11 protein-coding genes are annotated in these 13371 nt (G+C 63.2%); 1 reads left to right on the forward strand and 10 read right to left on the reverse strand.

Annotated features, from left to right (window positions below):
• Positions 1-231: 231 nt before the first annotated feature.
• The 8 genes from PQS31_RS14350 to PQS31_RS14385 form a co-directional block, all read right to left on the reverse strand.
• On the reverse strand, positions 232-900 hold the full coding sequence (locus tag PQS31_RS14350) for a hypothetical protein (RefSeq protein WP_272763432.1): 669 nt from the start codon (positions 898-900) through the stop codon (positions 232-234).
• A 331-nt stretch (positions 901-1231) separates the two neighbouring features.
• Positions 1232-1909, reverse strand: a complete 678-nt coding sequence (locus PQS31_RS14355; RefSeq protein WP_272763434.1) for a hypothetical protein — start codon at positions 1907-1909, stop codon at positions 1232-1234.
• Positions 1910-1975: 66 nt separating this feature from the next.
• Complete coding sequence (locus PQS31_RS14360; protein ID WP_272763435.1) at positions 1976-2872, reverse strand: restriction endonuclease; 897 nt, start codon at positions 2870-2872, stop codon at positions 1976-1978.
• 94 nt (positions 2873-2966) lie between these two features.
• Positions 2967-3746 carry a hypothetical protein gene (locus PQS31_RS14365; RefSeq protein WP_272763436.1) on the reverse strand — a complete coding sequence of 260 codons (780 nt, stop codon included), beginning with the start codon at positions 3744-3746 and terminating at the stop codon, positions 2967-2969.
• A 146-nt stretch (positions 3747-3892) separates the two neighbouring features.
• On the reverse strand, positions 3893-4447 hold the full coding sequence (locus PQS31_RS14370; protein ID WP_272763437.1) for a restriction endonuclease: 555 nt from the start codon (positions 4445-4447) through the stop codon (positions 3893-3895).
• Positions 4448-4526: 79 nt separating this feature from the next.
• Positions 4527-5264, reverse strand: coding sequence for a hypothetical protein (locus PQS31_RS14375; protein WP_272763438.1), 738 nt, complete (start codon positions 5262-5264; stop codon positions 4527-4529).
• A gap of 100 nt (positions 5265-5364) precedes the next feature.
• Positions 5365-6897, reverse strand: a complete 1533-nt coding sequence (locus PQS31_RS14380) for an AAA family ATPase (protein ID WP_272763439.1) — start codon at positions 6895-6897, stop codon at positions 5365-5367.
• Positions 6898-6956: 59 nt separating this feature from the next.
• Complete coding sequence (locus tag PQS31_RS14385; protein ID WP_272763440.1) at positions 6957-10721, reverse strand: methylmalonyl-CoA mutase family protein; 3765 nt, start codon at positions 10719-10721, stop codon at positions 6957-6959.
• 548 nt (positions 10722-11269) lie between these two features.
• On the opposite strand from PQS31_RS14385, the gene PQS31_RS14390 reads away from it, so the two are divergent.
• A complete protein-coding gene (locus PQS31_RS14390) occupies positions 11270-11464 on the forward strand; it encodes a hypothetical protein (protein ID WP_272763441.1) in 195 nt (64 codons plus the stop codon).
• 282 nt (positions 11465-11746) lie between these two features.
• On the opposite strand, the gene PQS31_RS14395 is transcribed toward PQS31_RS14390, so the two are convergent.
• Positions 11747-12676 (reverse strand): alpha/beta hydrolase, encoded by a 930-nt coding sequence (locus PQS31_RS14395; protein WP_272763442.1) that lies wholly within the window; start codon positions 12674-12676, stop codon positions 11747-11749.
• 15 nt (positions 12677-12691) lie between these two features.
• Positions 12692-13330: a TetR/AcrR family transcriptional regulator gene (locus PQS31_RS14400; protein WP_272763443.1), complete on the reverse strand. Its 639-nt coding sequence runs from the start codon at positions 13328-13330 to the stop codon at positions 12692-12694.
• Positions 13331-13371 lie beyond the last annotated feature (41 nt).

Genomic DNA, 13371 nt, shown 5'->3' on the forward strand with positions numbered 1-13371 from the left:
CAAACCCACCAACCCAAAGTACCCTTCAACCCCGGGCTCTCCCAGTAACTCGTGGTACGGCTACTGGGGGCAGGTCAATTGCGCCGCAACAGTTCAGTGACCGAAGGCGACGGATACGCGGCCAGGTCACGCGCGACCCGCGCATGGAAGAGAACACATCGACTTGCGTCGTCCTTCGAACCGAGACGCCACCCGCAGCACGCACCAGCGCGGCGGCGGGTGGCGTTGAGCTCAGTGCAGCTCGGCGCGGTGCTGGGCCTTCGGCTCAGCGGCCGCGACGGTGCGCACACCGTACGCCGGCGGCATTTCACGCACACGCCGGGGCTTGGCGCGCGGGTCGTCGTCGTCGAGGATCTGCGCTTCCACCTGGTTGATGATGGCGTCCACGGCCTCGGCGCCATCGAAGATCGCCGAGCCCGTCACGATGATGGTCTCCTTGGCCACATCGCCTTCGCCGCTCGCCATCATCAGATCGCCCTGGGCGCGCAGCAGATCGAGCAGGCGGTGCAGCTCGTCCAGCTGGTCCAGGGTCATGCCGAAGGCGTAATCATCGTCAGCGGAGGCTGTGGCGGGCGCCGCGTCGTCCTCGGCCTCATCCGCGTCCTCGGCGTCGTCATCGTCGGCCTGCGGCCTCACCTTCAGCGGCTTGCCCTTGGGCTGCAGGCGCGCCGGCCAGGCCACCGTATCGAGCACCTGCTGCACCTGCTCGGCCAGCAGCTCCAGGCAGCCGGCCAACGCGGAGTGATCGATCTCGGGGCCGTCCTCTTCCTCGTCCACGCGTGGCTCCGCCAGGCGCGCCAGGAACCCGATGTGCTGGTGCAGCTTGCGCAACCGGGACTGGCCGTCCTCGCTCAGGAAATAGCCCAGCGCGCCGCGATCTTCCGTCTCGAACTTCGACATCGTCGTCTCCTCATTCCATGAAGTGCCCGTCCGCCAGACGGAGGACGGGAAGTCGGGAGGTTCGAAACCGCGTACAGACGGCGGGCGTATTTCCCCGAAGGGTGTTGTATTAGCCGCCCTCCCGACGCAGGCATCGCGTCGGTCCATGCCCGCGAACAAGCGCACGGGCACAAAAAACCCACCGGTTTGACGGAGGTGGGGACCGCTGTACGAGGAGTTTCGACGCTCCTTGGGATCGAGTCTGCTACGGGTGAAACGAATGGTCAAGGCACTGCGGCGAAAAATCCTTCAGTGCGGCAGCTTGTGTCACGGATCGCCAATTCATAGGGAATCAGGCTTGTGAGAATCGCCCGTCCACGAAAGAAGCAATCTCTTCGAGACGTGCACTGGAAGGCCGTGCTCCCGTCGGGTGCGGAATTGCTATCCACGCCTGCTCGCCACCTTGAAGCTCGACTACGGTCCGCCTCCCGCCGCCTGAGTCAGAATCGCTCGCTTTCAGCTTGTAGTGCTCTTCCATCACTTTCAGAAGCCCGAGCCCAGCCACGATAACGAGCCTGGGCTTATGCAGCGCGAGCAACTTCTGGTTGGCATCAGCGCAGAATTTAAGAAGCTGATCTTGTTTCTCTAAATCGCTTCCGTACCTCAGCTTGAAATGCTTCTTGCGGTCCCTTGAACTCCAGAGAAAGACGTTTGTGTAAGCGACGCTGCGACCGCCCGTGATCTTCGACAGACGGGTCGACCAGCTTCGACTGGCCGCAAGTGCCCGGCCACTCAGCGCGTGCTGGAAATTCGATCTTGAGGACTCCTCCCGTATCGTCCTTCCGTCCCAATCCGCCGCAAGAGCGGCTGATTCACCGGGGTTGCACCCGATCACGACGATCTCAACTGGCGTTCCGGGGTGACTTCGTACATCGAAGCTCCAGTGACTAGGCGTCTTCCCGCACTCTGACAGCTCTGAAGACTTCTGCTCGATTGAAGAAAAGATCTCGTCGAGTTTCGTACTTGTCATTACGTCTCCGCTTCGGTTTTCTATTACAGCCATAGCCATGCTCAACTGAAAAAACTCAAGATTGAGTTACATCTCAGGTGTAGAAGCACGCAGAACATCCATAGCCGCGTCCGCCTTGCGTTGCGACTCGCGCACTTCTGCAAGGGTTGGCTTCGGGCGTGCGGCGTGTTCGGCGCAGCGGTCGACACTGGCACCGGTGCGCGGATCCTGATCGATGCAGAAGCTCGCGACTGCAGGCGTGGGCGCGACGGCCGGGCGCGACGGCACGAACTGGGGCGCTGGTGCGGGACGCTGGATGGACGCAGTCGCAGGTCGGCCGACGGCCTGCAGGCTTTGGTCGAGATTTCGACCAAGTGCCTGGATCACCTGATAGGCGATCAGCAGCATCACGACGAGGGCAAAACCCTTCAGCGCCAGTGTGGCGGCAGTGGCCTTGGCCCAAGACGTTGCCGCTTTGCGGCCAGCCGGCAAGGCGCGATCCATGGCAGCGTGCAGCAGATGTTCTCCGACCTGCGCGGCCAGGCTGTCGGCGGTGCGTGCTGCGGGCGGCGCCTCTGGCAAAGGCCCCAGCATGGCGCGAAGTTCGTCGCCATCGATAAGCTGGACCAACCCGTTGCGGGTCGCGGCCTCGATCGCGGCCTTGGTGAACTCACCGCTGGTCACAAGGATCGCGGCATCGGCGCGCGCGTTGACCATCAGCCCGATCAGCTGATGCACCTCATTGTGCGGCACCTTGTAGGCGTTCCAGTGCTTCACTTGCACCAGCACGACCCGACCATCGCGTTGCAGCTTCAGATCGACGCCGCCATCGAACCGACCAGCCGATGCGCCCGTCCCCACATGCTCGACCTGATAGCCCGCTTCCCGATAGTACGCGGCGAGCAGATGCTCCAGCCGGTCCCACCGCACCCCTGTCAGCGCATCGTCCCGACGATGCGCCACCCGCTTCAATCCCTGTCGCATGCCGTTCCCCTGACTGGCCTACATCGCCGCTCGCGCAGCGTCATCCTAGATAAGTGAACCTGACCCCGTTACTGCTGATTTGACCTGCGCCCCTTTAAATTCCGATTGCACACAGACCGTCGCAACGCGCATCGGAAAACGTGTGGCGAATGATTTCCAGGTCCCTACGCGCATCGGAATCGGCGCTCTTCTCCACCTGAATCACGGAGGCCAGCACCCTGAGACGTGCTGCTACCGGCAGCGTGCGCGACATTGGTGTTGCTGCCACGACCAGCTCTTTGCGCAAACGCTCACGGTCCGCGGCTGCCAATCGCTCATCGGCAAGTGTGCTCAACCCACCGAGGTAGAGGGCTTCGGCTCCAACCTTGGTTTGGCGAAGTCCGTTCAATCGGACGTCAGTCCACTCTTCGTCAGCCAACACATCAAGGCGCGTAGCCAATAGCGATAGCTGGATGGTCATGCAGCGCACCAAGACCGGCGCCAACAGGACAAGCTCATCCCGAAACCGACTGGAGTTCTCAAGAAAGACCTGCTGCATTGTCGCAAGCATTTCTGCCGGATCAGTAATCGCCTCAGACTGACTCTCCCAGCCAAAGGACGCATACCGGGTCATTGCACTTAACGGCACATGGCAGACGTGGACCAGGGTCTCAAAGTCTGCGGGCCCAAATGGGTGTTGAGCCAACACTTGGACATCAGACATGCGGCCCAAAACATCCGCAACGGCCGGGTCGGCGCGCCGAGGCAACGTGCCGTGCTTCAACGTCTCGGCAATCATGCTGTCCAGGCGCTCACCGGCCAAGACGATATCGTTGAGCTGTGGCTCACTGGCTGAAAGCGTCGCGCTCGCCGCCACACACAACATCAACAGCACCGATCCGCGCTTCGTCAGGACCGCTCGTAGATGAGTGAACCTGGCACCGTTAACTTCCCGCTTCAATCCCTGTCGCATGCCGTCCCCCTGACTGGCCTACGTCGCCGCTGGCGCGGCGTCATACTAGATAAGTGAACCTGACCCCGTTAACGCCCGGTGCCGGTGGCTTCGGCATAAGACTTCGCGGCCTTGCGTCCCACAGGCATGGCTCGACTGAGCGCGGCATTCAACAGGTGCTCGCCGACTTGGGCGGCAAGTGTCTCGTCAGAGCGGGTTGCGACAGGTGGTGCGTCCGGCAGCGGGCCGAGCATGGCGCGAAGTTCATCGCCGTCGATCAACTGGACCTGGTCGTTCCTGGCGGCAGCTTCGACGGCGGCGCGGGTGAACTCACCGCTGGTCACGACGATCGCGCCGTCGGCTTTGGCGTTGACCATTACGCCGATCAGCTGATGCACATCGTTGTGCGGCACTTGGCAGGCGTTCCAGTGTTTGACCTGCACCAGCAACAGCCGCCCTTCGCGCCGCAGTTCGAGATCGACGCCGCCATCGAACCGGCCCGCCGTCGCGCCCGTCCCCACATGTGTGACTTGATACCCCGCATCCCGGTAGTACGCGGCGAGCAGATGCTCCAGCCGGTCCCACCGCACTCCTGTCAGCGCATCGTCCCGACGATGCGCCACTCGCTTCAATCCCTGTCGCATGCCATCCCCCTAACTGGCGTACGTCGCCGCTCGCGCGGCTTCATCCTAAAGAAGTGAATCCACCACCCTATCTCGACTGCTAGCGATAGCCCCCGGCACAGAACCATTGGGAATCAGCCAAGGCTTCATAAGCAGCACGACGCCACGAATTCGCATGTGCCGCAGCGCGACTTAAAGCGACTTCGCGCAAGTGGGCGCTAATCTTATGCGGAGCGTTTCTACGAGACATACTGATCAATCCGAATCGAATATCGCTTATCTCAACGGCAGCATGCGATGCATAAAGCTCTGCAAGCTTAAATATTCTAAAATGAGATGAGATCCTTTGCGATTTAACAGCCCCCCAGTTATCTGGAGGACTTGTCCTGAATACAAGTGCAGCGGGCGTTGTTTCCAAAACTTCCGCAAAGAGCCAGCGACCATCGTCCGCATCCTCGAAGTAGGGGTGAAATGTCTGATCACCAGCCACCGCTGCTTGCAGCGCAAGCTTTGTCTTATTACATTCACTACAAACGGGAACGAGATTCAGAGGAGTCACTGTAAAAGCAGGGTTGGCCGACTGCGGCAAATAATGATCCAGTTGCGATATCGTTCTCTGCGAGCAAAGCGGACAGATATCGTTCTCTGACGCTGATTTAATGGCCCCATAATATTCACGAGTCGCCTTACTTTTAACAAAAGTCCCCTTGTACACACGCTCCATCTCAGCAGTAGAAACAGTTCCATTAACGCCATCCGCCCCTTCCACAAGATGCAGGCTTCCTTCCGCACCATGATTTGAGTAATCGAGCTCTGCTGAAACAATGAAGTCCTTCACTAGAGCAAGCCGACCAGAAAGATCTGCATCCCTAATGCTTCCAATGCATGCACTCAATGTGGCTTCTACATTCATCCCGGGAGGTGTAAGACGCCGCACGTCAGGTCTCCCCGCGCTGTGCAATTAGCGCACGAACTATCGCTCTTGCCTCGTCACCTAATTGAGCGTCAAAAGCATTAACCACCCGCTCGTAGACCCGATGCTCATCGACTGCTTTCTGCAGAAGCTGATGAAATCCAGCCCTAGTCACCTCCAGCCCAAAGACCTCCCTTGTCAGCAACCCGATATTCTCTCCGAAAGTTTCGATAGTAGGCCGCTCCACTACTGAAACGTCGCGACTTCGCCTCACTTTCCACGCACACAGACGGGGAACCTCTTGCAACACTACAGGCGAATGCGTTGCAATAATGGCCACTCCATTTCTTTTAACGAGCAAATCTGAAAGACACCTTATGAAAGCTGAAAGAAGCGGCGGATGGAGGTGCCCTTCTGGCTCGTCTATGAGCACAAGAGTGCGCTCGTCTACAAGCTCAACAAGGCGAGTTACCGTGAGCAAAATAATGGCATGACCCGAACTCAGGCGTTTGAACAGATCCTCTGCTCGCTCATCCCAATCAGGGCTTGACGGCTGATCAATAAGTGCCCTTACGTTTGCTTCTGCGAAAAGATCATCAATCTCAAGAGTCTGTACAGCGTCTCTCCAGCGTTGAGCTGAAAGACCCAAGCGACAGCGAGCTAGGCTCTTTCGAAAATCCACCGCCAATTCTGGCGCCGACTTAATCCCCGACGTCGCCCTCTGCTGATCGCCCTCGCGACGATGAAGACCCACTTGCGCGCATCCTATTCGGTCGCTCTCCAGCGGACTTAGCTCGAAGTCATCGAAAGCACTAAATGAAACAAGAACCAATCTTGCGAAAGACCAGTCTTCAAGTGGACTCCTAACTAGTTCAATCTCTCCACTCGGCCTAGCGATATTTTCACGACCTAACAAAGCCTCAGCGAGGCCGCGCATGCATCGCGTTTTCCCAACGCCGTTGCGGCCAATCAAAACATGAACATTGGTCGGAGGTATGGATTCAGGTGTCACCTCAAAATCCATCACTGCGGGAGGCACACCTTCCGGCAACGGAAGCCGATATTTAAAATGAAACCGCGTAAGACTGGCATCCCCGCGAGTGATCCGGTTGAAGCGATTCCTCACACTTGCTTCGTGAACATCGCGAAGCAAGGACTCCGACATCACTGTCTCATCCAAGTGTGCATCAAAAAGTTCTAAGTCATACGCGACATCTCTAAGCCCTATGAGAACCCTCCTCTTCAGATCCTCACTGAGCGAATTCAACGTTACATAGTAGTCTTCACCCTGCCCAAGCGAAAAGAATTGCTCGTTCAGCGCATCAAAATCGGTGCCGATTTCAGGCGCCCTTTGTCCGGGCTCGACTGTCCCTGCAGGCCTTAGTCCAACCTGCCCGATTTTTACCGCCCCCACGTCATGTACAACACCCAACTCATCAGCAACTCGAAGATAGAATTGCGTTCTGTACTTGCCCCAGTCATCCCAGCGGTCGGTAACGAGAAACGCGCGATCACGCGCGCCTGCCGGCACGCTCCCACTTAATACCGTGAAAAACATAACGCCCACTCCTTGGCTCAGTCAAAGATGTAACTCCTAGGAAAATCGCGACGACAGTTCTACATATTCCGCCGATACTCCCCACCCACGTCATACAACGCATGGCTGATCTGCCCCAGGCTGTGCGTCTTGACCGCTTCCATCAGCGCCGCGAACACGTTCTTGCGCTCGCGGGCGGTGCGCTGAAGATACGACAGGTGTTCGGTATCTGACACGTCGGCTGTAGAAGCACCCTCACCCCGGCCCTCTCCCTGGGGGAGAGGGGGAAGAGCGGAGGCAGCGGCGGCGGGCAGAGCGACGGCGTTACGGCTGGTCTGCCAGGCCTGGACGTTGGCGATCTGCTGGCCCTTCTCGTCCTCGGTGCTGCGGATCAGCTCGATCTCGGTGGCGATCTCGCCGGCGTGTTCCTTGGGCAGGAACATGTTCACGCCCACCAGGGGCAAGGAGCCGTCGTGCTTCTTGTGCTCGTAGTACATGGACTCTTCCTGGATCTTGCCGCGCTGGTACATGGTGTCCATGGCGCCCAGCACGCCGCCGCGCTCGCTGATGGCTTCGAACTCCTTGTAGACGGCCTCTTCCACGATGTCGGTGAGGTAGTCGACGGCGAAGCTGCCCTGCCAGGGGTTCTCGATGAAGTTGAGCCCCATTTCCTTGTTGATGATCATCTGGATGGCGACGGCGCGGCGCACGCTTTCTTCCGTGGGCGTAGTGATGGCTTCGTCGTAGGCGTTGGTGTGCAGGCTGTTGCAGTTGTCGAACAGCGCGTAGAGCGCCTGCAAGGTGGTGCGGATGTCGTTGAACTGGATCTCCTGCGCGTGCAGGGAGCGGCCGCTGGTCTGGATGTGGTACTTCATCATCTGGCTGCGCTCGTTGGCGCCGTAGCGCTCGCGCATGGCGCGTGCCCAGATGCGGCGGGCGACGCGGCCGATGACGGTGTACTCCGGGTCCATGCCGTTGGAGAAGAAGAACGACAGGTTGGGCGCGAAGTCGTCCACCTTCATGCCGCGCGCGAGGTAGTACTCGACGATGGTGAAGCCGTTGCTCAGGGTGAAGGCGAGCTGGCTGATCGGGTTCGCGCCGGCTTCGGCGATGTGATAGCCGGAGATGGACACCGAATAGAAATTGCGGACCTTCTGGTCCACGAAGTACTGCTGGATGTCGCCCATCATCCGCAGCGCGAACTCGGTGCTGAAGATGCAGGTGTTCTGGGCCTGGTCCTCTTTCAGGATGTCGGCCTGCACGGTGCCGCGCACGGTGGCGAGGGTTTCGGCCTTGATGCGGGCGTAGGTCTCGGCGTCGACGAGCTGGTCGCCGGACACGCCCAGCAGGCCGAGGCCGAGGCCGTCGTTGGTGGGCGGCAGCTCGCCGTGATAGCGCGGGCGCTCGCGGCCTTCGAAGAAGGCATCCATTTTCTTCTCGGCTTCGGCCCAGCGGGCGTCGTCGGCCTTGAGGTATTTCTCCACCTGCTGGTCGACGGCGCAGTTCATGAACATCGCCAGGATCATCGGCGCGGGGCCGTTGATGGTCATCGAGACGCTGGTGGTGGGCGCGCACAGGTCGAAGCCGGAATAGAGCTTCTTCATGTCGTCGAGCGTGGGGATGTTGACGCCCGAGTTGCCGATCTTGCCGTAGATGTCCGGGCGCGGCGCCGGGTCTTCGCCGTACAGGGTGACGCTGTCGAAGGCGGTGGACAGACGCGCGGCCGGCTGGCCGACGGACAGGTAATGGAAGCGGCGGTTGGTGCGCTCGGGCGTGCCCTCGCCCGCGAACATGCGGATGGGGTCTTCGCCGGTGCGGCGGTACGGGTACACGCCGCCGGTGTAGGGATAGCTGCCCGGCAGGTTCTCCTTGCCGAGGAAGGTCAGCAGCTCGCCCCAGCTTTTGTAGGTGGGGGCTGCGATCTTGGGGATCTTCTGGTGGCTCAGCGAGTCGCGGTAGTTGTCGACCTTGATCGACTTGTTGCGCACCTGGTACTCGGTGAACTCGTCGGTGATGGACTTCAGGCGCTGCGGCCACTCGCGCAGGAGCTTCAGCGATTCGCTGCTGAGGGCCTGGATGGCGTCGTTGTAGCGCTGGCGCAGGGTGAGCAGCGAGCGGTCGACGGGGTGGGCGGCGGATGCCTCGCCATGGCCCGCACTGGCGGTGCCGACATCGGGCGCGGTGCCGGCCTGGACGGGGTCGGCGGGCACGGCCGGGGACGGGCTGTCGACGACGGTGGTCATCCCGGCCCCCTCGCCCGCAGGGGGCGCGGCGTGGGCATTGCGCGCGGGCTGCACGTCGTCGGAGTGGTAGAGGTCGAGGGCCTTGGGCAGCTTGTCGTCGCCCAGTTCCTGCAGCGCCTGCCACATGGCCTGGGCGCGGTCGGCGGCCTCGGCCTGGCGCTCGATGTCGCTGTTGATGCGGCGGCCCTGCTCGGCGATCTCGGCGAGGTAACGCACGCGGCTACCGGGGATCAGCACCGTGGCGCGCGGCTCCTTGAGCGAGGTGTCGAGCTTGGGCTCGAAGCTGCACTGCCCCGCGCTGCCGGCGCCGGTCTTCTCGCGCAGCAGACGGCACAGGTTGGCGAACATCCAGCTCACGCCGGGGTCGTTGAACTGGCTGGCGATGGTGGGATACACCGGCACGTCTTCGTCCGCAGTCTGGAACGCCACGCGGTTGCGCTTCCACTGCTTGCGGATGTCGCGCAGCGCGTCCTCGGCGCCGCGCTTGTCGTACTTGTTGAGCACGATGAGCTCGGCGTAATCGATCATGTCGATCTTCTCGAGCTGGCTGGCCGCGCCGTAGTCGCTGGTCATGACGTACATCGGGAAATCGACCAGATCGACGATCTCCGAATCTGACTGGCCGATGCCGGCGGTCTCCACGATCACCAGGTCGTAGGCGAGGCTCTTGAGGAAGCCGATGCAGTCCTTGAGCACTGCATTGGTGGCGACGTTCTGGCGGCGCGTGGCCATCGAGCGCATGTAGACGCGGTGGCTGCGCAGCGAGTTCATGCGGATGCGGTCGCCCAGCAGCGCGCCGCCGCTGCGGCGACGCGTGGGATCGACCGAGATCACCGCGATGCGCATCTGCGGGAAGCTGGCGAGGAAGCGGTTGAGCAGTTCGTCGGTGACCGAGGACTTGCCGGCGCCGCCGGTGCCGGTGATGCCGATGACGGGCGTGGCCCGTTGTGATTCGTGATTGGTGATTGGTGATTGGGAAGAGCGCGGGTTCGCCCAGCCCTTTCGCATGAGTGCAAGCTCGGATTCGGAGTAGACGCCGTCCTCGATGGCGCTGAGGACGCGGCCGATGCCGATTTCGTCGTCGATCGTCGGGTTGAGGTGCTCGTTCGAATCACCAATCACCAATGACGAATCACGGTTGCGCGCTGCGCGCGCAACAACATCCTCGATCATCTCCACCAGGCCCATCTTCATGCCGTCGTTGGGGTGGTAGATGCGCTCGACGCCGTAGGCCTGCAGCTCGCGGATTTCCTCGGGCGTGATCGTGCCGCCACCGCCGCCGAACACGCGGATGTGGCCGGCGCCGCGCTCTTTGAGCATGTCGACCATGTACTTGAAGTACTCGACGTGGCCGCCCTGGTAGCTGGACAGCGCGATGCCGTCGGCGTCTTCCTGCAGCGCGGCGCGCACCACGTCCTCGACGCTGCGGTTGTGGCCGAGGTGGATGACCTCGGCGCCCTGCGACTGGATGAGCCGGCGCATGATGTTGATGGCCGCGTCGTGCCCGTCGAACAGGCTGGCGGCGGTGACGAAGCGCAGCGGCGAGGCGTCGGCGCGGGCGGCGGTGGCGGTGGAATCGATCTGGCTGGCCGGCGTGCTCATGGCGCGCTCCTGCGGGAAAAAAAGATGGGCCGATTGTAGCGGTGGGCGCCTTGACGTTTTCAGTTGAAAGCATGCTGCGGTGCGGCAAAACACCGGCCGCAACGCGCCCGCGCCGCTCCTTGCAAGGCGCGTGGGAGGCGCCGCGGCGCCGTGGCGCGACGCCGGGTTCCGGCCTGCGGGAACGTCGGGTGTCGGAACACGGCGGATCGTCATCGATGCCGGGCGTTTGCGGACGCTGCGGTTACGGATGGTCGAACGCGTCCGCTTTCGGCCGTCCTTCCGGTAAGGGCGGGCATCCAGCGCCTCGCGTTCTGAAGGCCCGACGTCGCACGATCCCCGCCTGAGCGGACACGCGTGCTTTGAGCGCAGCGGGATGACGGGGTGATTCAGACCTCCCCAGCGCGGCGCAGGCGCGGGAATGCAGGCACGCTGCGGTTGATCGACGTGGCCCGCGCGGACTTTCCGACAGGCCGAGCGCCGGCCTCGCTTTGCCATCCGTCGACAGCCTTGCGCGCAGCATCGGCATTCGATGCAGCGGAGTTCCTGGAATGACCCCACTCGACAAGCCGCTCAAGCGCGAGGTCCAGATCGATGCCCAGGCCTATACGCTGACGATCGACCCGGACGGGCTGACGCTGGTGCCCAAGGGGAAACGCAAGGGTCTGGTGCTGCGCTGGACCGATCTGGTCAGCGGCGATGCGGCACTGGCGACGGCCTTGCAGGCCTCGCTCGAGACGAGGTGAGGTGCGCTGCGACGCGGCAGTCCGATCGCGTTGTTGACGGCTCGGCCGATCCGCGCGTTCGTAGACGCGCTCGCGCGCGAACACCGTGGCGAGGCACCCCGGTGCGGGCACGGGCCGGGGCGTGCAGAACGCAGGCCACGCGCGAGCGGTCGGCCATGCGGGCGGCCGCAGACGGCATGGCCGGACCCGCGGACTGCGGGCACCGGATGTGCGTTCACGCATTCGGGCCGACCGCGTTTGCGCGCTCGCGCCTACGTCGAGGAATGCGTACGCCTCCGTCGCTCAGCAGACCCCGAACGGCAGCGCGCCGGTGGAAACCACGCGCTGGCCGACGGTATCGCCCTGCAGGAAGGCGATCGCATCGGTGACCACACCCGGATCATTGGCGATGCGGTGATGGCCCAGGCCGGTGGTGCTGAGCAGGCGCGCCTGCGGCCAGTAGCGCGCGTAGCGTTCGCCTTCGGCCCAGGGCACGTCGCGGTCTTCGAGGTCGTGCACCACCAGCCCCGGGCGCGCGATGCGCGGCGCGGTGGCATGGGCCTGCAGGTCGGCGACCGACTGCGCGGTCACCGCCTCGTAGTCGTCGAAGATGCGCCGCGTCAGGTGCTGGGCCAGGCCGATGACGCCGGCGAAGCGGCGGGCGGCGTCGACGGGATCGGCCGCGGGCGCCAGCAGGATGGCCCGCTCGGCCTGCAGGCCACGGCTGAGCGCGATGGCCACGGCCGCGCCGCCGAGCGAATGCCCGACCACGCCCGCCAGCGGGCCCAGATGCGCGGCCACGGCCTGCACGCCCGCGACGAACATCGGCAGGTTGGCGCGGCGGCCGCTGCTGCGGCCATGCGCGGTCTGGTCGAACGCGACGACCGCATAGCCGGCGCGTTGCAGCGGCGCCACCCACGGGAGGAAGCGCAGGCCGTAGCTCGACCAGCCGTGGGCCAGCAGCACGCAGGGCCGGGTGCCGGGATCGCCCCAAGTGTAGACGGTCAGCTGCTCGCGGCCGAGCGGCAGGCGACGGAGGCGCGCGCCGCCGGTGTCGGCATTGCGGGCACGTTCGCGCGAGGCCGACATCGGCGTGCCGAACAGATCGAATGCGCGCTGCAGCGTGCCCGCGGGCGCCAGCCAGCTGCCCAGCCGGAACCGCCAGCGCAGCAGCGCGAGCCCGGCATGTTTTCGAACGGTCGTGCTATTTGAGGACGCGGCGGCGGTGGCCATGGCGGATTCCAGGGGTCAGGCGGTGGGAGACGGGGTCGACGCGCGGCCGTTGTTGCCGGCGCCATAGGACGCGAGCAGCCGGTCGAGCGCACGCAGCGCGAGCTGGCGCGCGTGGTCGGGGTCGTACAGGCGCGCGGTGTGCAGCCCTTCGGTGACGGCGAAGAGCTCGAAGGCGAGCAGCATGGGATCGGTCGACGGGGCCAGCTCGCCGGCATCGATGCACATACCGACAGCCTTCGCCAGTTGCTGGCGCCAGTGCTGCAGCCAGCGCACGGTGCGCTCGCGCAAGGCACCGGGGCGCGCGTCGTATTCGTTGGCCGCGCCGAGCATCACGCAGCCGTCAGGGTTGTCCAGCACCCACTGGAACCAGCCCTCGGCGATCGCACGCAGGCGTGGCAGGCCACGCGGCCGTGCCAATGCCGGCGCCACGACCACTTCGGCGAAGCGTGCGGCGGTCCAGTCGAGCACGCTGAGCTGCAGCTCCTCGCGCGAGCCGAAATGGGCGAAGACCCCGCTCTTGGACATGCCGGCGGCGCCGGCCAGATCGCCGATTGACAGGCCTTCGAGGCCCTGGCGCGAGGCGATGGCATAGGCGCGCTCGACGATCATCTCGCGGGTCGCACTGCCTTTGCTGGTGGCGGGCACGGGGGTCATGCCGCGATAAATAGCACGAACGTTCGTATTTTCAAACCCGG

Source organism: Luteimonas sp. BLCC-B24 (assembly GCF_028550595.1).
Taxonomy (GTDB): Bacteria; Pseudomonadota; Gammaproteobacteria; order Xanthomonadales; family Xanthomonadaceae; genus Luteimonas.

Coding starts and splice junctions, on each gene's coding strand:
- PQS31_RS14380 (WP_272763439.1), bottom strand. CDS start 6,897: ATGTTTTTCACGGTATTAAGTGGGAGCGTGCCGGCAGGCGCGCGTGAT.
- PQS31_RS14395 (WP_272763442.1), bottom strand. CDS start 12,676: ATGGCCACCGCCGCCGCGTCCTCAAATAGCACGACCGTTCGAAAACAT.
- PQS31_RS14350 (WP_272763432.1), bottom strand. CDS start 900: ATGTCGAAGTTCGAGACGGAAGATCGCGGCGCGCTGGGCTATTTCCTG.
- PQS31_RS14360 (WP_272763435.1), bottom strand. CDS start 2,872: ATGCGACAGGGATTGAAGCGGGTGGCGCATCGTCGGGACGATGCGCTG.
- PQS31_RS14385 (WP_272763440.1), bottom strand. CDS start 10,721: ATGAGCACGCCGGCCAGCCAGATCGATTCCACCGCCACCGCCGCCCGC.
- PQS31_RS14355 (WP_272763434.1), bottom strand. CDS start 1,909: ATGACAAGTACGAAACTCGACGAGATCTTTTCTTCAATCGAGCAGAAG.
- PQS31_RS14390 (WP_272763441.1), top strand. CDS start 11,270: ATGACCCCACTCGACAAGCCGCTCAAGCGCGAGGTCCAGATCGATGCC.
- PQS31_RS14370 (WP_272763437.1), bottom strand. CDS start 4,447: ATGCGACAGGGATTGAAGCGAGTGGCGCATCGTCGGGACGATGCGCTG.
- PQS31_RS14400 (WP_272763443.1), bottom strand. CDS start 13,330: ATGACCCCCGTGCCCGCCACCAGCAAAGGCAGTGCGACCCGCGAGATG.